The 25194-nt window shown below is 66.2% G+C and carries 21 protein-coding genes; 14 read left to right on the top strand and 7 right to left on the bottom strand.

Translation table 11 applies throughout. The features are described 5' to 3' along the window. Positions 1-33 precede the first annotated feature (33 nt). Complete coding sequence (locus LDO14_RS06100) at positions 34-1137, top strand: sugar-binding protein (RefSeq protein ID WP_056332472.1); 1104 nt, start codon at positions 34-36, stop codon at positions 1135-1137. Between the two features lie 171 nt (positions 1138-1308). Here LDO14_RS06100 and LDO14_RS06095 read toward each other — a convergent pair whose 3' ends face one another. After that, complete coding sequence (locus LDO14_RS06095) at positions 1309-2343, bottom strand: AAA family ATPase (protein ID WP_134164571.1); 1035 nt, start codon at positions 2341-2343, stop codon at positions 1309-1311. Between the two features lie 145 nt (positions 2344-2488). On the opposite strand from LDO14_RS06095, the gene LDO14_RS06090 reads away from it, so the two are divergent. The 7 genes from LDO14_RS06090 to LDO14_RS06060 all read left to right on the top strand — a co-directional run bounded on the left by LDO14_RS06090 (position 2489) and on the right by LDO14_RS06060 (position 10570). Continuing rightward, a complete protein-coding gene (locus tag LDO14_RS06090; protein WP_223994416.1) occupies positions 2489-3949 on the top strand; it encodes an FtsX-like permease family protein in 1461 nt (486 codons plus the stop codon). 2 nt (positions 3950-3951) lie between these two features. Then, the gene (locus LDO14_RS06085) at positions 3952-4659 is read left to right on the top strand and encodes an ABC transporter ATP-binding protein (RefSeq protein ID WP_018770244.1); all 708 of its coding nucleotides are present in this window, start codon (positions 3952-3954) and stop codon (positions 4657-4659) included. A gap of 120 nt (positions 4660-4779) precedes the next feature. Then, the gene (locus LDO14_RS06080; RefSeq protein ID WP_134164573.1) at positions 4780-5850 is read left to right on the top strand and encodes a Gfo/Idh/MocA family oxidoreductase; all 1071 of its coding nucleotides are present in this window, start codon (positions 4780-4782) and stop codon (positions 5848-5850) included. Positions 5851-6058: 208 nt separating this feature from the next. Continuing rightward, positions 6059-7027 (top strand): hypothetical protein, encoded by a 969-nt coding sequence (locus LDO14_RS06075; protein ID WP_223994414.1) that lies wholly within the window; start codon positions 6059-6061, stop codon positions 7025-7027. A gap of 88 nt (positions 7028-7115) precedes the next feature. Beyond that, positions 7116-8495 carry a hypothetical protein gene (locus LDO14_RS06070; protein WP_134164574.1) on the top strand — a complete coding sequence of 460 codons (1380 nt, stop codon included), beginning with the start codon at positions 7116-7118 and terminating at the stop codon, positions 8493-8495. A 282-nt stretch (positions 8496-8777) separates the two neighbouring features. Next, positions 8778-10061 (top strand): serine/threonine-protein kinase, encoded by a 1284-nt coding sequence (locus LDO14_RS06065; RefSeq protein ID WP_026266154.1) that lies wholly within the window; start codon positions 8778-8780, stop codon positions 10059-10061. Next, entirely contained in the window at positions 10058-10570 is a 513-nt protein-coding gene (locus LDO14_RS06060) for a hypothetical protein (protein WP_134164575.1), read from the top strand. Before LDO14_RS06065 ends, LDO14_RS06060 begins: the two co-directional genes overlap by 4 nt. A gap of 93 nt (positions 10571-10663) precedes the next feature. Here LDO14_RS06060 and LDO14_RS06055 read toward each other — a convergent pair whose 3' ends face one another. Then, positions 10664-12883 (bottom strand): NADP-dependent isocitrate dehydrogenase, encoded by a 2220-nt coding sequence (locus LDO14_RS06055; RefSeq protein ID WP_223994412.1) that lies wholly within the window; start codon positions 12881-12883, stop codon positions 10664-10666. Positions 12884-13211: 328 nt separating this feature from the next. Between LDO14_RS06055 and LDO14_RS06050 the strand changes: the two genes are divergently transcribed. Both LDO14_RS06050 and LDO14_RS06045 read left to right on the top strand, forming a co-directional pair. Beyond that, positions 13212-14177: a hypothetical protein gene (locus tag LDO14_RS06050; protein WP_018771793.1), complete on the top strand. Its 966-nt coding sequence runs from the start codon at positions 13212-13214 to the stop codon at positions 14175-14177. Then, positions 14161-14334, top strand: a complete 174-nt coding sequence (locus tag LDO14_RS06045) for a hypothetical protein (RefSeq protein WP_166673078.1) — start codon at positions 14161-14163, stop codon at positions 14332-14334. Before LDO14_RS06050 ends, LDO14_RS06045 begins: the two co-directional genes overlap by 17 nt. Before the next feature lie 61 nt (positions 14335-14395). Here LDO14_RS06045 and purH read toward each other — a convergent pair whose 3' ends face one another. Further along, positions 14396-16081 carry a bifunctional phosphoribosylaminoimidazolecarboxamide formyltransferase/IMP cyclohydrolase gene (gene purH, locus LDO14_RS06040; RefSeq protein ID WP_018771794.1) on the bottom strand — a complete coding sequence of 562 codons (1686 nt, stop codon included), beginning with the start codon at positions 16079-16081 and terminating at the stop codon, positions 14396-14398. A 142-nt stretch (positions 16082-16223) separates the two neighbouring features. On the opposite strand from purH, the gene LDO14_RS06035 reads away from it, so the two are divergent. Next, positions 16224-17576 carry an MFS transporter gene (locus tag LDO14_RS06035; protein ID WP_018771795.1) on the top strand — a complete coding sequence of 451 codons (1353 nt, stop codon included), beginning with the start codon at positions 16224-16226 and terminating at the stop codon, positions 17574-17576. A gap of 63 nt (positions 17577-17639) precedes the next feature. Here the strand turns inward: LDO14_RS06035 and LDO14_RS06030 are convergent, their stop codons facing one another. Together LDO14_RS06030 and purN are read right to left on the bottom strand one after the other, a co-directional pair. Next, a complete protein-coding gene (locus LDO14_RS06030) occupies positions 17640-18590 on the bottom strand; it encodes a hypothetical protein (RefSeq protein ID WP_144600506.1) in 951 nt (316 codons plus the stop codon). 120 nt (positions 18591-18710) lie between these two features. Then, a complete protein-coding gene (gene purN / locus LDO14_RS06025; RefSeq protein WP_223994410.1) occupies positions 18711-19304 on the bottom strand; it encodes a phosphoribosylglycinamide formyltransferase in 594 nt (197 codons plus the stop codon). A gap of 39 nt (positions 19305-19343) precedes the next feature. Here purN and LDO14_RS06020 point away from each other — a divergent pair, with 39 nt between their 5' ends. Further along, complete coding sequence (locus LDO14_RS06020; protein WP_056393416.1) at positions 19344-19775, top strand: hypothetical protein; 432 nt, start codon at positions 19344-19346, stop codon at positions 19773-19775. A 14-nt stretch (positions 19776-19789) separates the two neighbouring features. Here the strand turns inward: LDO14_RS06020 and LDO14_RS06015 are convergent, their stop codons facing one another. Then, positions 19790-21106 (bottom strand): DUF6350 family protein, encoded by a 1317-nt coding sequence (locus LDO14_RS06015; RefSeq protein WP_223994408.1) that lies wholly within the window; start codon positions 21104-21106, stop codon positions 19790-19792. 436 nt (positions 21107-21542) lie between these two features. Continuing rightward, complete coding sequence (locus LDO14_RS06010; RefSeq protein WP_223994406.1) at positions 21543-22397, bottom strand: PRC and DUF2382 domain-containing protein; 855 nt, start codon at positions 22395-22397, stop codon at positions 21543-21545. A 258-nt stretch (positions 22398-22655) separates the two neighbouring features. Here LDO14_RS06010 and LDO14_RS06005 point away from each other — a divergent pair, with 258 nt between their 5' ends. After that, positions 22656-23813, top strand: coding sequence for a glycosyltransferase family 1 protein (locus LDO14_RS06005; RefSeq protein WP_223994404.1), 1158 nt, complete (start codon positions 22656-22658; stop codon positions 23811-23813). Continuing rightward, positions 23810-25180: a UDP-glucose/GDP-mannose dehydrogenase family protein gene (locus tag LDO14_RS06000; RefSeq protein WP_223994402.1), complete on the top strand. Its 1371-nt coding sequence runs from the start codon at positions 23810-23812 to the stop codon at positions 25178-25180. Before LDO14_RS06005 ends, LDO14_RS06000 begins: the two co-directional genes overlap by 4 nt. Positions 25181-25194: the final 14 nt, after the last annotated feature.

The following is a 25194-nucleotide window of genomic DNA, read 5'->3' as shown; positions in this document are numbered from 1 at the left end:
ACCCCAACACCCCCAAAAGAAAGTGGACAAGAAATGCGAATGTTTGGCAAAGCAGGGAAGGCAGCAGCGGTAGCTGCCATCGCAGCATTGGCGCTGACGGGCTGCGGACGTTCCGAACCCAGTAACTCTGGCGGTGGCGCCAGTGGGGGAGCCGGAGGCTTCCCGCAGGACTCGGCGATCGGTGTGGCACTTCCGAAGAAGACCAGCGAGAACTGGGTCCTGGCGGAGAAGCTGTTCAACGACGGTCTTTCCAGTGCCGGTTTCAAACCCACGGTCCAGTTCGCCAACAATGGTGTGGCCGAACAGCAGAACCAGATCAGTGCCATGATCGCCAAGGGCGCCAAGGTGGTTATCGTGGGTGCATTGGACGGGTCCCAGCTGGGTACCCAGCTCAAGCAGGCCAAGGACGCCGGAGCCACGGTCATCGCTTACGACCGCCTGCTGCTGAACACCGAGAATGTGGACTACTACGTGGCTTACGACAACTTCAAGGTCGGCCAGCTGCAAGGACAGGCGCTGTTGGACGGGATGAAGGCCAAGAAGCCCTCCGGCCCGTACAACGTTGAGCTTCTCGCTGGCTCGCCGGACGATGCCAATGCAAAGGTGTTTTTCGACGGTGCCATGAGCGTCCTGAAAGCTAAGATCGACGACGGCACGCTGAAGGTTCTCTCCGGCCAAACCACGTTTGAGAAGGCTGTGACCCAGGACTGGAAAGCTGAGAACGCCCAGCGCCGCATGGATACCATCCTGACCGGATCGTACGGAACCGAGTCGTTGGACGGCGTCCTCTCCCCTAACGACACTCTGGCCCGTGCCGTCCTGACTTCAGTCAAGGCCGCCGGCAAGCCGCTTCCCGTCGTCACCGGGCAGGACTCCGAGGTTGAGTCCGTCAAGTCGATCCTTGCGGGCGAGCAGTACTCCACCATCAATAAGGACACCCGCAAGCTCGTTGAGCACGCCATCACCATGGTCAAGGACCTCCAGGCGGGCAAGAAGCCTGAGGTCAACGACGACAAGTCCTACAACAATGGCAACAAGGTGGTTCCCGCCTACCTGCTGGAGCCGGTCATCGTGACGGCCGCCAATGTGAAGACTGCTTACAAAGGTGACCCGGTCCTCGAACCGATCATCAAGTAACAGCTTCTAGAACCAGCCGGTACACCCGGGGGCCGGGAAGCCCGGCCACCCTGAACTGCTCCCCGTAAGTTGGACTGAAGATTTCGTTCCGACTTACGGGGAGCAGTTTCGTGTTTAAGGGCAGTCCGCTGTCCGGGGAGCAGCCCGAAGCCGCGGCGCCGGCAGATCCGGTCAGACCAGCCAGCGCCACCAGCGTGGCTGCTCCTGTTCCGGCGTCGGTTCCGGCTCCGGCTCCTCGCCCAAGGCCAGTGCGGCCCCGACGATGTCGTCCGCGGTGAGCGTCATGACGGCCTCACGATCGAGCGCGTCAAGACTTTGTTCCTCGTCGAGCGACAGCCGCAGCGCCTGACGGTTGAGCGCCTGCTCGAACAATGTGCGGGCGAACCGCGCGTTGCCGGAGTCCTCGCCCGCGTGCAGCCCGGTGAAAATGCGGCGCAGCATCTGGTCCGCACCCGGCTCCAGCCTGTACTCGTGCTGGGCCAGCATCCGGTGGAAGATCGTCTGGAGTGCGTCGACGGAGTAGTCGGGGAACGTGATTTCACGGGCGAACCGGGAGCGCAGTCCGGGGTTCGAGAGCAGGAAGGACTCCATCAGCCGCGGGTACCCGGCCACAATCACCACCAGGCGGTGGCGGTGGTCCTCCATCCGCTTGAGCAGGACCTCGATCGCCTCGGGGCCGAAATCCATCCGGCCGTCCTCCGGGGCCAGCGCGTAGGCCTCGTCAATGAACAGGACGCCGTCCAGCGCGCGCCGGATCACCCGGTCTGTCTTGATGGCGGTGGTGCCGACGTACTGCCCCACCAGGCCCGAACGGTCGACCTCGACCAGATGGCCTTTCTGCAGCAGGCCGACCGCGCGGTACATCTCGGCCAGGAGCCGCGCCACGGTGGTCTTGCCCGTGCCCGGGTTTCCGAGGAACACCAGATGCTGTGATGTGGCCACCTCCGGCAGGCCGTGCGCCTTACGGCGGGCCTGGACCTGGAGCAGTGCGACGAGCGACCGCACCTGTTCCTTCACTGTCTCCAGTCCGACCAGGGCGTCGAGCTCGGCCTGCAGCTCGGACAGCGGCCGCGCCGGCCCGGGCCTCGCAGCCATGAGATCGCCCACCAGGTCGTCGACGCGCTCCGAACCGGGCAGCTTGAGCTGATCGGCCAGACGGCCGATGGTTTCGCGCAGGTCGTCTAGCGGATTGCGGCTGGCAGCCATGCATCCACTGTAGTACCAGCACTCGATTCCCGGCCCTGCCCTTCACAGCCCAGACACAGGTGGGGCCGGATTGCTGCACAGGATGCCCAGCGAGGGTTGATGCGAAGCCGGCCCTCCGCGCCGGCACCTGAGTCATAGGAGTAACGTGAGCGTCCTTGCCCGAAGCGTAGGCAATGCCTTCAGAAACAAGGTCCGCACCGCAGCTGTTGTCGCGGTGCTGGCCGTCGCCATTGGCCTTGCCCTGGCCATGCTGGTAGCCAACCAGGCGGTCGGGGCGAAAGTGCAGGAGCTCAATGCGTCCGTCGGCACCGTCCTGACCGTCAACCCCGCCGGCGGGCAAGGTTTCGAAGGCGGCGGTGAGCCGCTCACCACCAGCCAGGCAGCCACGGCCGCCGGCGTGCCCAACGTCAGTGCCGTCGTCGGGACATCCTCCCTGCGGCTTCGCAATGCCACCGAAGCGGCCGCACAGGCCGCGGCCGGGCAAACGGGACATACCGGGCAGGCAGGGCCCGGAGGCCAGAACGGGCAGGGAGGCCCCGGCGGCCAGGCGGCAGCCACACTGACCACCAGCCTCACGGCGGCGGTGGACGCAGGCACCCTTGGCAACCGCAACCAGCAGGCCAACGGAAGCACGGGCTCCACCGGAACCACGCAGCAGCCCGTCCGGTCCCTGCCGATCACCGCCACCGGCATTGGCGCCGAAGTCGACACCACCGGCAAGGCACTGAACATCACGCAGGGCTCCGGGCTCGGCGACTACTCGGCAGCATCCACCAGTGCCCTGCTGGGCACCACCCTGGCAGGGAAGAACAACCTCACGGTTGGCTCCACCTTCACCATCAACGACCAGACCTACACGGTCTCGGGATTGTTCGACGCCGGCACCACCTTTGGCAACAACGCTGTGTATGTCACCCTCCCCACCGCCCAGACCCTGGCAGGCACACCGGGTGAACTGTCCAGCATGATCGTCACGGTCAACTCCATGGACAACGTGGCCAGCACCAAGACGGCCCTGCAGACGGCTCTCGGCACGGACAAGGCCGATGTCACCCAGGGCCAGAACCTGCAGACCGCGGTCAGTTCGCTGGACAGCGTCAAGAACATTTCCTTCATCGCCTTCATCGCCGCCCTGGGCACCGCAGGGCTCATCATCCTGCTCATCATGGTGATGCTGGTCCGCGAGCGCCGCCGGGAAATCGGCGTGCTGAAGGCGATCGGCGCGCCCAACCGCACCATCGGCCTGCAGTTCGTCCTCGAGGCACTGGTCCTGGCAGCCCTGGGCAGCGCCGTCGGTGCCGCCATTGCATCGTTCGCCAGCGGCGGCATCGCCTCGGCACTGATCAGCAGCAACACCACCAGAACCACCGCCGCCACGGGCCGCGGTGTCCCGGGCGGGGCCGGTGGTGGCGCGGGCTTCCCGGGCGGCCAGGGCGGACCCTTCGGCGGCGCTTCCCAGCTGTTGAACTCCGTGACCGCCAGCGCCTCACCGGGGGTGATCGCCGGTGGCATCGCTGCTGTCTTCGGTGTCGCCATCATCGGCGCCCTGGTTCCCGCGCTGCTCACCGCGCGCATCCGTCCCATCGAAGTCCTGCGAGGAGAATAGCCATGATAGAAGTCAAGAACCTGGTCCGCACCTTCAACTCCGGTGACCGCACCATCAAACCGGTCAACGACGTCAGCTTCGCCCTGGACCAGGGCACCCTGGCCTCGATCGTGGGCAAGAGCGGCAGCGGCAAGAGCACCCTGTTGTCCCTCCTTGGGGCACTGGACAAGCCCACCAGCGGAGACGTCGTCGTGGACGGCGTCAGCCTGGCGAGCCTGCCGGACAGCAAGCTGACGGAATACCGCCGCCGGGACATCGGATTCGTGTTCCAGCAGTTCAACCTGATCCCCAACCTGTCCGCCGTGGACAACGTCATGCTTCCCATGGAATTTGCCGGGGTGCGCAAGGCCGCCCGGCTGGAGCGCGCCAGGGAATTGCTGGAGCAGGTCCAGCTGGATCCGTCCAAGCACGAACGGCGCATCAACCGGCTTTCCGGCGGCGAACAGCAAAGGGTGGCCATTGCGCGGGCCCTGGCCAACGAACCGAAGCTCATCCTCGCCGATGAGCCCACCGGCAACCTTGACGAACAGACCGGCGACCACATCATCGAACTCCTCAGCTCGCTGAGCCGCGACCACGACACCACCATCCTGGTGGTCACCCACGACCGGGCCCTGGCGAACAAGACGGACCGCCGCTTCCGCCTCCAGCAGGGCAAGCTGACGGAGGAACCGGTCCGCGGCCGGACCGCCGTCGCCGCTTCCGCCTGACCTCAGCCAAGGGGCCAACGGTGGGGGACATCCCGTCCCCCACCGCTGGCCCCTTTATTGCTTGTCCCCGTCGCCGGCACGTCCCCGGTCCTCACCCGCCGCTGTGACAGGATTGCAGCTATGACTGCTCCCATCGCCACGCCATGGCTTTCCAGCCAGCCTGACCAGGATCCCCGCTCCGCCACCGGGGCTCCCCTGCGCTGGGGAATTATTGCAACGGGCAGCATCGCCCGCGCCGTGTCCCAGGATCTCGCGCTGCTTGAAGACGCCGAGCTGTACGCGGTCAGCTCCCGGGCACAAGACAGCGCGGACGCTTTTGCCGTGGCCTATGACTTCGCAAAAGCCTATGGTGACGACGGCGGTGTCCCCGGCTACCAGCGGCTCCTCGCCGATGACGCCGTGGACGTTGTCTACGTCGCCACGCCGCACGCGCAGCACCACGAGATGGTTCTCGCCGCCCTCAACGCCGGCAAGCACGTGCTCTGCGAGAAGGCGTTCACCATCAACGCCCGGGAAGCATCCGAGCTCATCGATGTTGCCCGCAGCCGAGGTCTCTTCCTCATGGAAGCCATGTGGAGCCGATTCCTGCCCTCGATGCAGCGCGCGTTCCAGATCGCAGCTTCGGGTGAACTTGGCGACATCCACTGGATTACCGCGGACCTGGGCTTCCCCGCCCCCTACTCCCCCACGGCCAGGTTGTGGGCGCGGAAGGACGGCGGAGGGGCGTTGCTGGACTTGTCCGTCTACCCGCTCCTGTGGGCGCTGGGCACCCTTGGCTTTCCCCACACCGTGAGCGCCACGGGCTTCGTCAACGACGACGGCGTGGATTCGCAGAACGCCATGACCCTCGGCTACGGCCACGCGGCCCAGGTCCAGCTCACCTCCTCACTCCTGGCACACGGTCCGCGCACGGCGACCGTCGCAGGGAGCCTGGGCTTCATGCAGAGCGTGGGCTCCATCAACAACCCCCGCGAACTCCTCATCACCAAGGGGTGGGAAGACCGCCGGACGGAAACCTTCGACGTTGTGGGCAAGGGGTACACCTACGAGCTGCGCGAAGTAATGCGGTGTGTCCAGCAGGGAGTGACGGAGAGTCCGGTGATGCCGCTCGAAGACACACTGAACACCATGCGGCTTTTCGATGGCGTTCGTGCCCAGCTCGGTGTGACCTACCCCAACGACGGCCATTAGCAAGAGGCGCCGCGAAAGATGCTCGACGCCGGCAAGGCGGCTTTCGCGGTGAGGTTGGGGCATGTGACTTCCTGCTTTCGCCCTTGACACCTTCAGTGCTTGTTCCCGCCCTTTGTAAAATCCCTTTAGCAAAGTCTGGACTTGCGGCAACAAGGAGTCATAGGCTTTAGCCAGCATTGATTGCACAGCTCACTGGGGGGTGGTACGCATGGCTAGCATGAGTTCGCCATGGCGTGCCCTGCGACCAGCGCTCCTTGCCGGGGCAGCCGCAGTTACTTGGCTGGCGCTTTCGTCAACTTCAGCATCCGCCGACGCCGGGCCTGACTCCCCTTCCCTGCTCGGCAGCGTCACCGGCTCGGCCTCATCCTTGGCCTACGAACTTGCGGACACTGTTTCACCGGCTCCTGCCGCCTCCCCGGCCGGACCTGCTGCAGGCCCTGGACTGGCGCAGCCTGCCGTAGCCCAGGTCGCCGGCGTTGCCGACAACCTCATTACCTCCGTTCCCGTGCTGGACCAGGTGATTCCGGCGGGAACCCTTTCCACTGTCTCCGCTCCCGTTGGGGAGATCGCCGACACCGTGACGGCCGGGGTGGTGCAGGTTGTTGTAGCCCCTGCAGCCGAGGCCGTCCCGGTACTTAAACCGGCGCTGCAGCCCGTTGCCGATCTCCTGACCGGCACCGCTCCACTTCCGCTTCCCGCCCCGGCCGTTGACGCCGTGCCGGCAGATCTTCCTCCCGGGGTTGTCCCTGGCCCCGCGGCAGCTCAGCCAGTGGCCTTGGAAATCCTTCCGGATGGGGCCGGAACGGGGCTGGAACCGGGGCAGGAACCGGATGCGTCGCCCACGGCGCCGGTTGCCGGCGGCAGCGCGGCCTTGGCAACGGTCCGCAGTGCAGCCCTGGCCAACACGTCCTCCCCGTGGGCTGGCATGTCTGTCCCGGCTGACCCCGCGTCGGGGCAGCCCCTTCCCGTCGAGCCGGCACCGCTGCCTGCCCAGGTTCCTGCCGCACCGGGATCCGGCACCGGCAGCGCTGGATCATCCGGCGGTTCATCCGGTGCCGCAGCATGGCTTAGCCCTGCCTATTTTGGTTTTGAGCGCCCTGGCGCTGTTCCCGCCGGCGAGGCCTCCGAGCACGCCCCTGCGCCGGTGTCGTTCGACCCCGGTTCTTCCCCTGACTAGTTGAGGCCGTCTGCCCCCAACGGGCAGCACGTGGCTTTACGGGCAGCTGATAAGCGCCCGAACTACCTCAACTTCAGGAGTAACCATCATGAACTGCACCCTTCGCAGGGGGCTGCTTAGCACCCTCTTTGCCGGCGGCCTTCTGGCCTTCGGCTGCGCTGCCGCAAACGCAGCGGACACCACCAGCGGGACGGATCTTTCCGCTTCCGCCCTCATCTCGGCGGCGGCGCCCGCTGACTCGACGTCGTTGGGCCTGCTGGGTGACCCAACGCCGGCCGGCTCAACAGGCGTCGCCGCCGCAGTGGACGTAAACCTCGGCCTGGGAAGCACCGGCACCGGGACCACGGACGGCACCACGGCAAACCTCGCCGTCGACGCAGCCGCAGACCTGGGACTCACCGGCACCACCGACCCCACAACAACCGGCACCACCGACCTGGCCGCCGCAGTGGACGTAAACCTCGGCCTCGAAAGCACCGGCACCACGGACGGCACCACGGCAAACCTCGCCGTCGACGCAGCCGCAGACCTGGGACTCACCGGCACCACCGACCCCACAACAACCGGCACCACCGACCTGGCCGCCGCAGTGGACGTAAACCTCGGCCTCGGAAGCACCGGCACCACCACCACGGACGCCACCACGGCAAACCTCGCCGTCGACGCAGCCGCAGACCTGGGACTCGCCGGCACCACCGACCCCACAACAACCGGCACCACCGACCTGGCCGCCGCAGTGGACGTAAACCTCGGCCTCGGAAGCACCGGCACCACCACCACGGACGCCACCACGGCAAACCTCGCCGTCGACGCAGCCGCAGACCTGGGACTCGGCGGCGTGAGTGCCGGCGATACCAGTGGGCTCGGCACTACCGTTGAGGCAGTTCTCGACCTCACCATCGGTGGCGTCACCAGCAGTGATACATCGGGTGGAGTCGACGCAGGCATCGACCTTGGAGCCGGTGTGGACACCGGAACTGCGGACGCTGGCGGCCTGGATGCCGTTGTCGACCTTGGCATTGACCTGGGTATCGGACTCGGTAATGACAGCGCAACCAGCACTCCGGGCACCAACACACCCGGCACCACTGACCCGGGAACCACCACCCCGGGAGACGGCACCACCGGAGACACCGGCACCCTTGATCCCGGAACCAGCACTCCGGGGTCAGGCGACCCTGCCGGCAACGGCGGCTCGACTTCCGGCAATGACTCCACAAGCGGTACTGGTACTGCAGGAAGCGGCAACTTCACCGCTGCACCGGCAGGCTCCACCGCAGTGAGCGGGGCCATCGCCCCGGTCACCACACCGCGGAGCACTCCGACTGGCGGCAATCCTGCCCTTGCCAACACCGGCTCAGCCCACACCCGCCTGGCCAACACCGGCTGGGACGGAGCGCTGGTTCCCCTGGCGCTGGTGCTTCTGGCAGGCGGACTCCTGATGCTCCGCAAGCGCAAGGTGTCCTGAGGCCTGAGTCCTGTAAGGAAACCGCCCGCGCACGCGCCTGAAGCGGCAGCACCCGGCGGGCTGACGAGAGGAGGACACCCACCCAACAACCAAGTAACAGTACAAAACATGTCATCAGCACACATGTCCTTGTAGCCAATGGTCCGGCGGCGAACGTGTTTGAAATCGCCGCCGGGCCGTCGGCGTGTCGCAACGCGAAACCCTAGGTCAATCGCTGGTTCCGCCGTCCCGCCCGTATAATTTGAGGTACGACAGTGCCGCAGCGCACCGGGAGGAACGGTCATGGTGGCGGAATCGCCTAGCTCCATCAAGAATGAAGTTGTCGGCGGTCGCTATCGTTTAGGTGAGGTCATAGGCCGCGGCGGGATGTCGTCGGTGTACTGCGCACGGGACGAAAAGCTGGGCCGTGACGTGGCGTTGAAACTCTTCGCCCCGCAGGCTCCGGATGCGGACGAGCTTAAGCGGCAGGAAGCCGAAATCCAACTTCTGGCCACCCTGAACCACCCCGGCCTGGTGACGCTCTTCGACGCCGGAATCGATGACCGCATTCCGGACGAGCCCCGGCCCTTCCTGACCATGGAACTCGTCGAGGGCCAGGACCTGCGCAGCCGCATCAGGCACAGCCGGGTACCCCTGGAAGAGCTGTCCGTGATCGGAGCCGGCATCGCCGACGCTCTGGCGTACGTTCATGGCCTGGGCATCATCCACCGCGATATCAAACCGGGGAACATCCTCCTGGTCCAGATCCGCCCGGGTGAGCCGCTGCGGCCCAAGCTCACGGATTTCGGCATCGCCAGGATCGCGGATTCCACCCGGCTCACGGCCACGGGCACCATGGTGGGCACGGCTGCCTACCTCAGCCCCGAGCAGGCCCTTGGCAAACCCCTTTCGTCAGCCACGGATATCTACTCCCTTGGACTGGTGCTGCTTGAGTGCATCAAGGGCACCGTGGAGTACCCCGGCAGCGCAGTGGAATCCGCCGTTGCCCGGCTCCACCGCGCCCCGGAGATCCCCGACGACGTTCCCCCGGAATGGGCGGACCTCATCCGTTCCATGACTGGCATCGAGCCGCTGGAACGCCCTGCGGCCGCCGACATCGAAACGGCACTCCGCCAGGCACTGGTCTCGCCGGCTTCAACGCCGGGAGAACTGGCACCGGAAACCACGCGGGTGCTTCCCGCCATGCCCTTCCACCCGCCCTCGATCACCGCTGAAGAATCGGTGGATGATGTGCGCGAGGCAGCGGCCTCTACAGAGGCTGCCGATCCCGCATCAGCCGCCCAACCTGCTGCATCGCCGGCTGGTTCCGGAGTGGCAACGAGCGGAGTGGCAACGGCCGGAGTGGTTGCCGGTGCATCCGCAGGCAAGGCTCCCCGCACACCCCGCCTCTCCCGGAACCAACGGATATGGCTGGTCGTCGTGCTTGGTGTCCTTGTCATTGCTGCAGCCGTGGCTGCGGTGATGATGAGCATCTCGGCCCGGCCCGCCGACGTCGTCCCTTATCCCACCGTGACCGGCGTCTTGGGCGACCATCTGCAGGAGCTGCAGAAAAGCGTGGAGCCGTGACGCCGCGGCAGACAATCCCGGGCCGGCTGGTCCTGGCTTTCTCGGCGGCCTTTCTGGCGGCAGGCTACCTCAGCGCCTGCGCGGCGCCGGGAAACGGCCTTCAGCGCGAAGCTGCGGCACAGCTCCAGGCACGAGTGCTGGAAGTGACGCAGGCGTCGTCCCAAGACGATCCTGCGTCGGCACTGAAGGCACTGGAAGGTCTTGAAGCCGACCTCACTGCACTGCAGGCAAAGGGCAAGGTCTCGGAGGAACGGCGCCGCAGCATCACCACCGTGGCCTCCGCTGTCCGGGCAGACCTGAACGAGGTTGTCGCGGCACAGCAGGCTGCGGCCAAAGCCGCCGAGGATGCCCGGAACGCCGCGCAGGCAGCTCAAAGCCCATCCCCCACCGCCGAGTCACCCGCGCCCCAGCCGGCTCCCGCCCCGGCACCGGCCCAGGGCAACGCGGGCGGCTCCGGCGCGGACACCGGCAAGAACAGCAACGCCGACAAAGGCAAAGGCAAGAACTAGCCCGCCCATACTATAAAGAGCACAAAGAGAGGCGGTGTCCGGAACGATCCGGCCACCGCCTCTCTTTGTCAGCTGCCGCAGCAGCGGCCGGTGCTAGGCCAGGCCGGCGATGACCTGATTAAGGGTGGCGGAAGGACGCATCACCGCGGAGGCCTTGGCATCCTCGGGGCGGTAGTAGCCGCCAATGTCCACGGGTGAGCCCTGGACCTCGGCCAGCTCGCCCACAATCGCCTCCTCCTTGGAGGACAGCTCCTTGGCGACGGAACCGAAAGCGGCGGCCAGGTCGGCGTCGTCCGTCTGCTTGGCCAGCTCCTCCGCCCAGTAGCGGGCCAGGAAGTAGTGGCTGCCGCGGTTGTCCAGCTCGCCCACGCGGCGGCTCGGGGACTTGTTCTCCAGCAGGAACGTGCCGGTGGCGCGGTCCAGGGTGTCGGCCAGGACCTGCGCGCGGGCGTTGCCCGTGGTGGTGGCCAGGTGCTCGAAGCTGACGGCCAGCGCCAGGAACTCGCCCAGGCTGTCCCAGCGGAGGTGGTTTTCCTTGAGCAGCTGCTGGACGTGCTTCGGCGCGGAACCGCCGGCACCGGTTTCAAAGAGTCCGCCGCCGTTCATCAGCGGAACGACCGAGAGCATCTTGGCGCTGGTTCCCAGCTCCAGGATGGGGAACAGGTCCGTGAGGTAGTCGCGGAGCACGTTGCCCGTGACGGAGATGGTGTCCTCGCCCTTGCGGATGCGTTCCAGGGTGAAGGCGATGGCCTTGACCGGGGACATGATCTGGATGTCCAGGCCGTTGGTGTCGTGGTCCTTCAGGTACTCGTTGACCTTGGCGATGAGGTTGGCGTCGTGGGCGCGTTCCTCGTCCAGCCAGAACACGGCCGGGGTCTGCGAGGCACGGGCGCGGGTGACGGCCAGCTTGACCCAGTCGCGGATGGCGGCATCCTTGGTCTGGCAGGCGCGCCAGATGTCGCCCTCGTAAACCTCGTGTTCGATCAGCACGTTGCCCGAACCGTCCACGATCTGGATCCGGCTGGCTTCCTGGATCTCGAAGGTCTTGTCGTGGCTGCCGTATTCCTCGGCTGCCTGTGCCATGAGGCCAACGTTCGGCACAGTGCCCATGGTGGTGGGGTCGTAGGCACCGTTGGCGCGGCAGTCATCGATGACCACCTGGTAGATGCCGGCGTAGGAGCTGTCCGGCAGGACGGCCAAGGTGTCCGCTTCCTTGCCGTCCGGGCCCCACATGTGGCCGGAGCTGCGGATCATGGCAGGCATGGAAGCGTCCACGATGACGTCGCTGGGGACGTTCAAGGTGGTGATGCCCTTGTCCGAGTCCACCATGGCCAGGGCAGGACCGTCTTCCAGGCCCTTCTTGATCAGGTTCTGCACGCCGTCGCGCACATCCGCGGGAAGGTCCTCAAGGCTGCTCAGGATGGCGGCAAGGCCGTTGTTGGGGCTGATGCCGGCTGCCGAGAGCTGCTTGCCGTAGGTTTCGAAGAGTTCGGAGAAGTAGGCCTTGACCACGTGGCCGAAGATGATGGGGTCCGAGACCTTCATCATGGTGGCCTTCAGGTGTGCGGAGAACAGCACGCCTTCCTCCTTGGCGCGGGCCACCTGGGCCTTCAGGAATTCATCCAGGGCGGCGGCGCGCATCACAGTGCCGTCGATGACCTCGCCGGCCAGGACCGGGAAGGCCTTCTTCGGGACCTTCACCGAGCCGTCCTCGCGGACCAGCTGGATGGCGATGGTGCCCTCGGACTCGATGACCACGGACTTCTCGTTGGACCGGAAGTCATCCTGGCCCATGGTGGCCACGTTGGTCTTGGAGTCAGGGGTCCAGGCGCCCATGGAGTGCGGGTTCTGGCGGGCGTAGTTCTTGACTGACAGCGGGGCCCGGCGGTCCGAGTTGCCTTCGCGCAGGACCGGGTTCACGGCCGAGCCCTTGATCTTGTCGTAGCGCGAGCGGACGGCGGTTTCCTCGTCGGAGGAGGGGTTGTCCGGATAGTCCGGCAGCGCGTAGCCCTGGCCCTGCAGTTCGGCGATGGCGGCCTTCAGCTGCGGGATGGAGGCACTGATGTTGGGCAGCTTGATGATGTTGGCTTCCGGCGTCTTCGCCAGCTCACCGAGCTCAGCAAGGGCGTCACCGATCTGCTGCTCGGGGGTCAGGTAGTCACCGAACTGGGCGATGATGCGGCCGGCGAGCGAAATGTCGCGGGTCTCCACCTCCACACCTGCTGTCGAAGCGAACGCCTCGATGATGGGCAGGAACGAATAGGTAGCCAGCATCGGCGCTTCGTCGGTGTGGGTGTAGATAATCTTGGACATGCGCGGGCGTCTCCCTGTGGGTCGGCTTGGTTGTGAAAATTCGGTCTATTTCACCATGTACAACTTACCCGAGGACACCAGTTTGAAGCGTACCGGAGGCCCAGCGTTACCCCTGCCGTGGGCAGGATTACAGCGATGGAGAACGGCCGACGGCGGCAGGAAACCGGGTGCCCGCCGCGCCCGGGCACCCGGCCGCCAGGGCTCCATCCCGGGACAATGCAGGCCATACATGATACGTCACTACTATTTACAAATCTGTCATGGAGGGATAAATTCGCAGGGTCACACTTGGCATTCCCACGCCTTTCCCCGTTCAGACAGGACAACAATGACAAGCACCAGGTCTCTGGCTTCCGCCCTCCTGAGCCTCTCCGCGGCCGCCGTTCTGGCTTTCACCAGTGCAGGTGCCGCCACCGCAACACCAGCAGCCGCGGACGACCACACGAATCCGTCCGTTACCAGTGCTGTCCTTGACGCGGCGGGTGCTGCCGACTACTGGACACCGGAGCGGATGCAGAGCGCCATCCCCGGCGATACCCTTGCCGGCAAGGCGCTGGAACGCGGCAACCGCTCCAGCGCAGCCGTCGTGGAGAAGGGCAAACCGTCTTCCACCAAGGGCACCAAGAGCACCGGCAGCACTGCCAAGAGCGAAACGCCGGTCAGCCACATCGGCAAGGTCTTCTTCACCCTGGGGGGCGCCAACTATGTGTGCTCCGGCAACGCTGTCTCATCGACCAACGGCAGCACGGTTGCCACAGCGGGACACTGCGTTAACGAGGGGCCTGGAGCGTACGCCACCAACTTCGTCTTTGTTCCTGCCTATGAGAATGGCGCAGCACCGTATGGCAAGTGGTCTGCACGGGCCCTGTACGCGCCGAGCCAGTGGGTCTCAAACGGTGACATGACGTACGACACCGGCTTCGCCGTCATGAACCCCCTGAACGGCAAGAACCTCACCGCTGTGGTCGGAGGCTCGGGCGTGGCCTTCAACCAGGCCCGGGGCCTGACTTACAAGTCCTACGGCTACCCCGCCGCTGCCCCGTACAACGGTGAGACCCTCAAGAGCTGCACCGGCACGGCAACCAATGATCCGAACAACCCGCAGTTCAACAGCCAGGGCATCCCCTGCGACATGACCGGGGGTTCCTCAGGCGGCCCGTGGTTCATCGGGACCAGCTCCGATGGCGTGCAGAACTCCATCAACAGCTACGGCTACAACCGTTCTGCCGTGATGTACGGCCCATACTGGGGCTCAGTCATCCAGGCAACCTACGCCAGTGCAGCAAAATCCTAAGGAACCCGGGCCCGACGAGGATCCTGTCAGCCACGTTGACCTGACCCAGTCACACGAGGAAGTCCTCGAGTACTGGACAAAGCAACGAATGGCAGAGGCCAAGCCCCGGGAGATCCAACTTCCGGAGCCCGGCCCCGGTTCAGCTGACCAGGACTAAGCCGGCACAACGACGACGGCGCCCGCCCCCTTTGCTCAGGGGGCGGGCGCCGTCGTTTGTCCTAGTGGAAGAAGTGGCGGGCCCCGGTGAAGTACATGGTGATGCCGGCCGCATTGGCTGCCGCGATCACCTCTTCATCGCGCACGGATCCGCCCGGCTGCACGACAGCGCGGACGCCGGCGTCGATCAGGATCTGGAGGCCGTCGGCGAACGGGAAGAACGCGTCGGAGGCAGCCACGGCGCCGCGGGCCCGCTGCGGTGCCCCGGCAGCGCTGGCGTTGGAGGCACCGCCGGCACCTTCGACGTCGGACTCCACCGTGACGCCCAGCGTGTTGGCCCGCTCCACGGCCAGGCGGCAGGAGTCGAGCCGGTTGACCTGGCCCATGCCGATGCCCACAGCTGCGCCGTTCTCGGCGAGGAGGATGGCGTTGGACTTGGCGGCCCGGCAGGCTGTCCAGGCGAAGGCAAGGTCCGCGAGGGTCTTCTCGTCCGCTGCTTCACCGGCTGCGAGGGTCCAGTTGGCGGGGTTGTCGCCATCGGCGTCCACCTTGTCGCTTACCTGGACCAGCATGCCCCCGGAGACCTGGCGGAACTCCGTGGGGTAACGGCCGTAGCCCTCGGGCAGGGCGAGCAGGCGGATGTTCTTCTTCTTGGACAGGATCTCCACGGCTTCCGGCTCGAAGCCGGGGGCGATGACCACTTCGGTGAAGATGTCCTTGACGGTGTTGGCCATGCCTGCGGTGACGGGGCGGTTTGCGGCGATGACGCCGCCGAACGCGGAGACGGGGTCGCAGGCGTGGGCCTTGGCGTGCGCGTCGGCGATGGGGTCTGCGGCGTCCTTGGAGCCGACGGCCACACCGCAGGGGTTGGCGTGCTTGATGATGGCGACGGCGGGCTCGCTGAAGTCGTAGGCAGCGCGCAGGGCGGCGTCGGCGTCCACGAAGTTGTTGTAGCTCATGGCCTTGCCGTGCAGCTGGTCCGCCTGGGCGATGCCCACCGGGGCGGCTTTGTCCACGTACAGTGCAGCCTGCTGGTGCGGGTTTTCGCCGTAGCGGAGGACCTCGGAGCGTTCCAGGGACAAGCCGGCGTAGGCAGGCCAGTCGATGACGCCGTCGCCGTCCTCGTCCAGGAACTGGCTGGCGGTCCAGGTGGCAACCGCGTTGTCATAAGACGCGGTGTGGGCGAATGCCTTGGCCGCGAGGCGGCGGCGGGTCTTCAGGTCGAAGCCGCCGGCGGCGGCGGCCTCCACCACCTGGCCGTAGAAGGACGGGTCCACCACAATGGCGACGGCGGCGTGGTTCTTGGCGGCCGAACGCACCATGGCGGGGCCTCCGATGTCGATCTGTTCGACGACGTCATCCTGGGCGGCGCCGGACTTGACGGTCTCCACGAACGGGTAGAGGTTCACCACCACCAGGTCGAAGGCTTCGATGTCCATGCTGGCAAGGGTTTCCATGTGGGCCGGAACGCGCCGGTCCGCCAGGATGCCGCCGTGCACACGCGGGTGCAGCGTCTTGACGCGGCCGTCCAGCATTTCGGGGGAACCGGTGACTTCCTCCACCTCCTGCACGGGGATGCCCGCGGCGGCGATCTTCTTTGCCGTGGAGCCGGTGGAGACGAGCTTCACGCCCGCTGCGTGCAGGCCCGTGGCGAGCTCCTCCAGACCGGTTTTGTCGTAAACCGAGATCAGGGCCCGGCGGATGGGTACACGGTCGATGGATACGCGCTCATGCTGCGTGAAGCTCACAAATGTCTCCGTCTTATCTCGCGGTACAGGGCCGCGGTTGGTGGGGATAGGGCCAGTTTATCGCGAAGGGCGCGGTTGCCCGGCGTGGACGCCGGAGTGTGAACGGGCTGGGGCGGGCTAAAGTTTTGGACAGGAGGCGGCGATGAATACATACACCACTGTGCCCAGCGGCGAACAGGTGGTCCAGGAACTGCCCTGGCGATGGAAAGTCCAGGGCAGGATCTTCCTGATCGGAGGCCTCGGCTTCATGTTCGATGCCTGGGATGTAACCCTGAACGGCATCCTGATTCCGCTGCTGTCCAAGCACTGGTCCCTTTCCGCGGGGGAAGCGGCCTGGGTGGGCACGGCGAACCTGGTCGGCATGGCGCTGGGCGCCTTCATCTGGGGGACCATCGCGGACACCGTTGGGCGCAAGAAGGCCTTCACGGCAACCCTCCTGCTCTTCTCCGTGTTCACCGTGTGCGGCGCCTTCGCCCCCGACTTCATCTGGTTCTGCGCCTTCCGGTTCCTGGCAGGATTCGGCCTGGGCGGCTGCATTCCCGTGGACTACGCACTGGTGGGTGAGTTCACGCCGCGGAAGCAGCGCGGGAAAGTGCTTACGGCCATGGATGGCTGGTGGCCCATCGGCGCTGCCCTGGCGGGATTCGTCTCGGCCGGGCTGGTGGCCCTTTACGGCGACTGGCGGCTGACCATGCTGGTGATGGTCCTGCCGGCGCTGCTGGTTTTCTGGGTCCGGCGCAGCGTGCCCGAGTCCCCGCTGTTCCTGATCCGGAAAGGCCGGCGGGAGGAAGCGGCCCGTATCATCGACGGACTGGTGGAAGCAACCGGGGCAGAACCGCGTGCCTACAGCCTTCCGGACGCCAGGGATGTCCCGCGGCTCTCCGCCGGCAGCGCCTGGACGCAGCTGCGCTCAGTGTGGCAGTTCAGCTGGAAGATCACCGCCGCCGCATGGTCCCTGTTCTTCAGCATCCTGCTGGTTTACTACTTGTCCCTGACCTGGATGCCGCGCATCCTCATCGGCGCAGGGTTCGCCGAGTACAAGGCGTTCGTCACCACAGCCTCCATGGCCGCCGTCGGCTTCCTTGGCGTGGTGGTGGCAGCGCTCCTGGTGGAGCGTGTGGGCCGCAAATGGATCCTGGCCATCACCGGCCCGCTGTCCGCTCTTACGCTGGTGATTGTGGCCTTCGTGGTGGACATCCCCACGGCCGCGGTGTTCTGGCTGCTGGTGTTCGGCTTCGTGGTGCAGGTGGCCATCCCCGTGCTGTATGCCTACGTGTCCGAGCTCTACCCCACAGAACTGCGCGGCACCGGCTTCGGCTGGGCATCCACGTTCTCGCGCCTCGGCGCAGGTTTTGGGCCGCTGATCTTCGCGAACTACTTCTGGCCGGAACTCGGGCTTGCAACGTCGTTTGCACTGGCGGGAGCCCTGGTACTGGTCTCCGTTTTGTGGATGGCGTTCTTCTCCCCCGAAACCCGCCAGCGCCGGCTGCAGTAGACGGTTCCCAACTGACTCGCAGTTGCTGTCGTTCTCGCACGTCAAAACGGCATCAACTGCGAGCTACTTTGGTACCCAGCCTCTGCTGAGAAGCGCCCCGCGCACTTTCGAGAGGGCGGACAACGCCTGGTTTTGCATGTGGCGCTTTGAGATCCTCACGAGCAGCCATCCTCCTCGGCTGAAATCCTCCTCGCGGTCGATATCCCTAACGATCTGTTGTGGCTCGGAATGGCCGTCGCCGTCGTATTCCACCGCAATCCTGTACTCCGGATAGCTCAGGTCAGGCTGACGAATGACGCCGGGGCGAAGTTCGATGGGCATGTTCAGCATCGGCTCAGGCAGGCACGCGGCGTTCAGGGCAAGCCGAAGCCGCGTCTCCGGCGCCGAGTCCGAACCAACCCGCGCCAACTCCAGGGCAAGTCTTGCCTTCCGGATGCCGGGTGTACCTTTGTGTCGATCCAACATGTCGGACAACTGCCCAAGGGTACAAAACGGCTCCGTCCTGATTTCGAACGCAGCCCTCGGCACCCGCAGAAGATGGTCCGCCACTACTGTCAGCTCCTCAACGCTCATCCTTCGGGCATTGTCCAGCCATGTCCGGGGCCTGCTGGTTACCAGCACCCCTTCCACATGCACGATCTCGTCGTCGAAGAACTGTCCTACGTGGCCGACAACGCCCTTGCGGCGGGGAATAGCCATGGTGTCCGGACGGGAAATATGGATCAGCGGGTCCTCTTGACCGGGCAAAAAACCAGGAAAACTCCAGAACGTGAAGGCCGTGGCGTGGGACACCGCCGAAAACGAAGTGATCCTCGTAAACGGCCTCAACGCTTCAGACAGGGCCGTGCCCTCTCGACCCTGGCCCGAGCCGTCTTGCGGGACCCTGATGCCGCGGCTGGGTGCGTCCAGCTCTCCGTGGCGCAGCCGCCTAAGAGTTACGCCGGCGTCGACCGCTTCCTGGCACGTAAACGGCACCCGGGCGATCTCGGCGGGAAGTGGACGAGGCGTCTTCACGCGACCATAGTCGCAAACGCTTCTGCCATCTGCCGGAGTTATCCACAGCCAGCGGCGGCGATGATTAAGTGACTCGCAGTTGTTGTCGTTTTGACGGGTCAAAACGACAACAACTGCGAGCTAGTTGGGGGGCTGGGGGGACGGGAACGAGGGGTCTGCGGCGAGGGCCGCCAAGGTGGAGACCAGGAGCCGCCGCTCCACCACCTTGATGCGTTCGTGCAGCGTTTCCTCGGTGTCTGAATCCTCGATGGTCACGGCCTCCTGGGCAATGATGGGGCCGGTGTCCACGCCCGCGTCCGCCCAGTGGACGGTACAGCCCGTGACCTTCACCCCGTATGCCATCGCATCCCGCACGCCATGGGCCCCTGGGAACGCCGGCAGCAGCGCCGGGTGCGTGTTGAGGTACCTGCCGTTGAACGCGTCGATGAAACCGGGGCTGACAATCCGCATGAACCCTGAAGACACCACCACGTCCGGCTTGTAGGCGGCCACGGCTTCGGTCAGGGCGGCATTCCAGTCGGCACGGTCCGGGTAGGCCTTGAAGTCCACCACGAACGTGGGGATGCCGGCGGCAGCGGAGCGTTCGACGCCGGCCGTTCCTTCGCGGTCCGCGCCCACCGCAGCGATTTCCACAGCGAGCCCGCCCGCCTTGACGGCGTCGATGACTGCCTGGAGATTGGACCCGGTGCCGGAAACGAGGACGACGATACGCATTGGTCCAGCTTAGGTGCAGGCTCGCGTACGCTGGAAAACATGAACAGCGAACCGGGCCGGAGCGGGCAGCAGCAGGTCAGGCCCCCGCTCAGCGAGGCGGCGAAAGCGTCCCTCGCCAAGACCCAGACCCTGTTCCGGATGTTCGTGGTCTCGGTGCTCGGCGCGTTCTTCGTCTACCAGCTGGATGTGGGCTACCTCTGGCTGACCACGGTGCTCACCGCCTCGGGCCTGGTCCTGGGAATTGTCCTGCTGGTCCGTGCAGTCCGGTTGAAGGAATCCAAGCTGATTCTCTTCGGCACCATTTCCGGCCTGGTGGTCGCTGCCGTCATGGTGCTGCTGATTGTCACCACCATGGTCCTCTTTGACCAGGTCCGCGAGTACCAGGCCTGCCTTGGCCGTGCGCTGACGGACCGGGCCACCCACGCCTGCATGGTGCAGTTCCAGGACGTCCTGCCCACCAAGGTGCGCTAGGCCCCGCGCAGGTCCTAGTGGACCAGTTCCGCGTCCCGTTCAACAGCCGTGCTTTTCTCGCGTTCCAGCCATGGTCCGGCCGCGTAGCCAATCACGACGCCGGCAGCCACCTCGGCGGCCACCCACAGTCCCGTCCACAGCGGGTCAGGTCCAATGGCGGTCAGGCGGCCCACCCCGGCTGAGCCCCTGGCAACCCAGGCCAGGCACAGGGTCAGCAGCCCCGCGGCCACGCCGGCCAGCGCGCCAAGGGCGAGGGTGGAAACTGTCGCCGTGAACCAGCGGGCGTGGACCTTGATGGCAAGCCACTCATCAAAGTGGTTCTCTCCCTCCCGGAGGAACCACCACCCCGCCATGACACCGGCCAGCACCGGAACGATCATGGCCACGAAGGCGTAATCCAGGGGGCCCGAGGGGATGGCCGCCAGGACGGGGATGGACGGAAGCGGACCCACGGCGGTGCCCAGCGGACCCACCTGGGAGCCCACGCCCATGGCTAAGCCGGCACCGGATGTCCAGGCGAGGGCGAAGACCACAAGGTTGGGCAGGAAGCCGAGCTGCGCGATGGTGAGGGCGGCACCTCCCACCGGGCCGGCGTCGAGCGCCTCATAGACAGACACCACAAGGTTCCAGTGGATGAACAGGTCAACTGCGAGCAGCGCTGCTGCCAACGCAAGCGCGGACACCACCGCCACGAATCCTGCCTTGGCCACCGACGCGAAGTAGGAACCGGCCCAGCGTGAATGCTGGCTGGTGCGCGAAATCCAGTCCACCGCGTCAACGCCGATGAGCCGGCTCCAGGATCCTGCTTCCCTGCGCGCGCCGATCACCATGCCCAGTCCGTACGGAACCAGGGGAACCAGCATGGCGTACCAAAGATTGATGACGACGTCGGCATTGCGGCAGACGAACCCGGTGGCGGCGCCGAAAGCCCCGTAGACCACCCAGGATCCAAGCAGCGCCTGCCACAGCTGGTCCGTGTAGGAAGCACGGGCCAGCCGGCGGCCAGCCCGCCAGGCAAGGAGGAACGGGATCAGGGTCAGGCCCAGGGGAATCAGGCTGAGGACGCCGGTTCCGCCGTGCGTGGCCGCCTGCGGTCCCGCACCCGCCAGTTCCAGCGGCACGCCGTGTACCAGGAGCCAGGACTGGCCTGCCAGCCGGGCCAGGACCTCGAACTGCCCGTTCTGGAAACCGGCGGTGGCCCAGACAGCCACGATGGGCGCCACCACCACCAGCGCGGAAATGATGGCCGCCTGCGCCGTTTCAAGGGCTCCCTGCAGCCACAACGGCATGGGAAGGCCACGGTCTCCGGTCTGGTCAGCGCGCAGTTTCATCGTGCTCCATGGTGTCACGCCGGGTGGGCTCTGCCCGCGAACGACAGGCTCCACGGGGGCGCGGATGATCAATCAAATGACCGGGACGCCGGCGCTTTTTCCTGGAGGCCGCCGTAAAATTGGTAGAAACCAACACCCGCTGCCCCGCCGAGGGCGTGCTGCGATTTCTGCTGGCCGCCGCCGTCACCCGGCGCCAGTTCGATGACCCGGATTCCGTAAACCGGGAAAACAGGAGCCGCGAATGAGAGATGAACCGTAAGTTCTGAAGATATTCGTCCTACTGGCTGGTGCAGCCACGTTTATGCGCGGCTGCACCAGCGTTTAAAGAGTGCGGCGCCGGGAGCCCCCAAGTAGGCTCCCGGCGCCGTTCACCGTGTCAGGGCCGCTGTTTCAGCCAGCCTGCCCGCGGAATGTAGGGACGAGTCCCCCGCACCTGTCAGCGGCGGCTGCCGCCGTCTGTTTCGATGTTTTCCTTGCGGACTTCCTCGTTGACCGTGACGTCGTCGCGGACAACATCCTTGTCCAGCCGGACCCGCTCCACGGGGACGGCTTCCTTCTCCACCACCGGGCGCTCCTCATGGAGGACCACTTCGTGCTCTTCCTCGCTGATGGCCGGTCCGCCCATGGCGGCACCGCGGTTGGCGTCCGTGATGGGCTCGCGCTCAATGCGGACTTCTTCGCGCTCCACCGGGATGGTCTTGGTGACGTTCTCGGTTGTGACGTACTTGCGCAGCCGCGCGCGGCCGGTGGCCTCACGCTCCGTGCCCACGTGAAGCTGTTCCTCCGACCGCGTCATGGCGTCATCGGTGGTGGGGCCGGAGGTGTCGTGGCCGACGGTTCCGCGAGTGGTGTCGCGGTCGGAGGTGCCGTTGCCTGCCGCCAGGCCTGCCGTGGGGGTGCCGGCGTTCAGGTCGGCGTCGCCCTGCAGGTCAACGTCCCGGTCAGTGCCGGTGGTCGCCTGCGTGTAGGTCCGGGCACCGCGTTCGTAGTAGGTGTACAGCCGGTCCTCTTCCTCGGGGGTGAGGTGGCCGTCCGCGTCCACGCGGGGCGCGTCCTTGACGTGCTCCTTGGTGTAGGGGACTACCAGGTCGTCGTCCTGGTGGCGTGCGCCTTCGACCGGGATGAACGATTCGGAAGTGCCGAAAAGGCCGGTCTTGACCGTGACCCAAGTGGGCTCACCCGTGTCGTCGTCTGCGTACAACTGGCCAATCGAACCGATCTTCGTACCATCGGAACCGACGACGTTGCCGCCCTTGGTGAGCAGGTTTTCAAGATTTTCCCTGTTGAGCATGACTCTCCTTGGATGTGTCGTTGCACTGGGTCTGCCAGCAATGGATGTCCTTGCGCGGGATGTCTCCGACGCCCGGTTTCCGCCCCGGCTGCTTGAGGCTCTGCGCTGACTACCCCCCTACCGTAAGCATGCTTAGCATCGAATGCCAAGCCTACTTAGTAATTTTTTTCGGGACTGGGTCCAGTTGTTCACCGGGCCTTTGCCTCTGGGTAACGCCTACTCCCCCACCATTTCAGGGAGGCCGCGCACGGTTGAGGGGTGAGGATCGCAATAGTCGCCGAATCATTTCTGCCGTTGATGAACGGCGTCACGCACTCAATCCTGCGGGTCCTGGACCATCTGCAGGAGCGGGGCGACGACGTCATGGTCATTGCCCCGTCCGCGCACGACGGGGAGGCCGCAGTCCACGTCAACGGCGCCGAGGTCCACCGGCTTCCAGCGGTTCCGCTGGCAGGCTATACGAACGTGCGGGTGGCCGTGGGAGGTGTGTACCGGGTCAAGCGAATCCTTGCCGAGTACGCGCCCGATGTGGTGCATCTTGCCTCGCCGTTCGTGCTGGGCTGGCGCGCCGCCCAGGCTGCCGCGCAGCTGGGCATTCCCACCGTGGCGGTCTATCAGACCGAGGTCCCCAGCTATGCCGCCCGGTACGGTGTGCCCTTTTTGGAGAACTGGGCATGGAACCGGGTGGAGAACATTCATTTACTGGCCACCCGAACCCTGGTGCCCTCCACGTTCGCGCTGAACCAGTTGCGCGGCCGGGGCATTCCGCGGGTGCGGATGTGGCGCCGCGGCGTGGACACCGCGCGGTTTTCACCGGAAAAGCGCGACGGCGGGTGGCGGGCTTCGGTGGCCCCGAACGGTGAACGGATCATCGGCTACGTGGGCAGGCTCGCCGTGGAAAAACAGGTGGAGGACCTGGCCGCCCTCTCCGGCCTCCCCAACACCCGGCTGGTGATTGTGGGCGACGGGCCCCAGCGCACGGCGTTGGAGACGGTACTCCCCGGCGCGGTGTTCACCGGGTTCCTGGGCGGCGAAGAACTGGCCCGGGCGGTGGCGTCCTTCGACCTGTTCGTCCACCCCGGCGAGTTCGAAACCTTCTGCCAGACCATCCAGGAGGCCATGGCATCGGCTGTTCCTGTGGTGGCCACGGGGCGGGGCGGTCCGCTGGACCTGGTGGAGAATTCGCGGACCGGGTGGCTTTACGAACCGGGCGACCTGGCGGCCATGCGCGCCAGGGTGCAGGACCTGGTGGGCGACGACGCCAAGCGCCGGGCGTTCGCGGCGGCAGCCCACGCGTCGGTGCAGGACAGGACCTGGCCGGCGCTGTGCGCCGAACTGGCGCAGCACTACCGGGACGTCACCGCGACGGTTCCCGGTCCCCCGCGGAAGGCGTCAAAGACAGGAGCACCGTCATGAGGATTTCTGTAATAGGCTGCGGCTACCTGGGCGCTGTCCACGCGGCGGCCCTTGCATCCATGGGCCACTCGGTGGTGGGCATCGACGTCGATCCCGGCAAGGTGCAGCAACTGGCGCAGGGGGTGGCGCCATTCCACGAGCCCGGGCTTGACGATCTGCTCCAGGACGGCCGCGCTACCGGAAGGCTGCGGTTCGCCACCGACCCGGCAGAGGCAAGGGGCGCGCAGGTTCATTTCCTGTGCGTGGGGACGCCGCAGGACAAGGCGTCCGACGCCGCCGACCTCACCTTCCTGGTCTCAGCCCTGGAAAGCCTGCTGCCGCACCTGGCCGCGGGCGCCGTCGTCGTGGGCAAATCCACCGTGCCGGTTGGCACCGTGGACATGCTGCGCCGCATCCTGGCGCGACGGCCCGACGTGCTGCTCGGCTGGAACCCCGAGTTCCTGCGGCAGGGCACCGCCGTCAAGGACTCGCTGGTGCCGGACCGGCTGGTTTACGGCGTGGAGGGCGGCCGGCCCGCTGCCTTCAACCCGGCAACCGGTGCGCCCCTGGGGGTGGCGGCAGCACTGGATGCCGTCTATGAACCGCTGCTGGCCGCCGGGATCCCCCGCCTGGTCTGCAGCTTCGCCACGGCAGAGCTCATCAAATCCGCCGCGAACGCGTACCTGGCCACCAAGGTCAGCTTCATCAACGCCGTGGCAGGGCTGTGTGATGCTGCCGGCGCGGACGTGACGGAGCTCAGCGCGGCGATGGGGCTGGATCCGAGGATCGGCAGCAGGTACCTGCACGCGGGGCTGGGATTCGGCGGCGGCTGCCTGCCCAAGGACATCCGCAGTTTCCGCGCACAGGCCGCCACACTCGGCGTGCCCGCCGTGGAGGACTGGATGCGGCTGGTCGATTCGGTGAACGTTAGCCAGCGTGAACACACTGTCGGCCTCGCCAGGGAGCTGTGCGGCGGAGCGCTGGCCGGACGCTCGGTCACTGTTTTGGGCGCCTCCTTTAAGCCTGATACGGACGACATCCGGGATTCGCCGGCGCTGGATGTGGCGGACCGGCTGGCCGCTGCCGGGGCGCACGTCACCGTCACCGACCCCAAAGCGGTCAATCTTGCCTGGCGCCGCTACCCGCGCCTGCGCTTCGAGGCGTCCCCCGGGCGGGCACTCCAGGATGCCGAACTGGTGCTGCTCCTCACCGAATGGGACGAGTACCGGCGGCTGTGCCCCGCCGTCACCGGACAGCTGGTACGACGGCGGGTGGTCCTGGACGCGCGGAACGTGCTGGACGCGGCAGCGTGGCGGGAGGAAGGCTGGCTGGTGCGCGGCCTTGGCACCTCCGCCGGCACCTTGGCCACGGCAGGCGCGGTGGGCTGACGCCCGACAGGGGA

It is taken from the genome of Arthrobacter sp. NicSoilB11 (assembly GCF_019977375.1).
Classification (GTDB): Bacteria; Actinomycetota; Actinomycetes; order Actinomycetales; family Micrococcaceae; genus Arthrobacter.
This window is presented reverse-complemented; position numbering and strand designations above follow the sequence as displayed.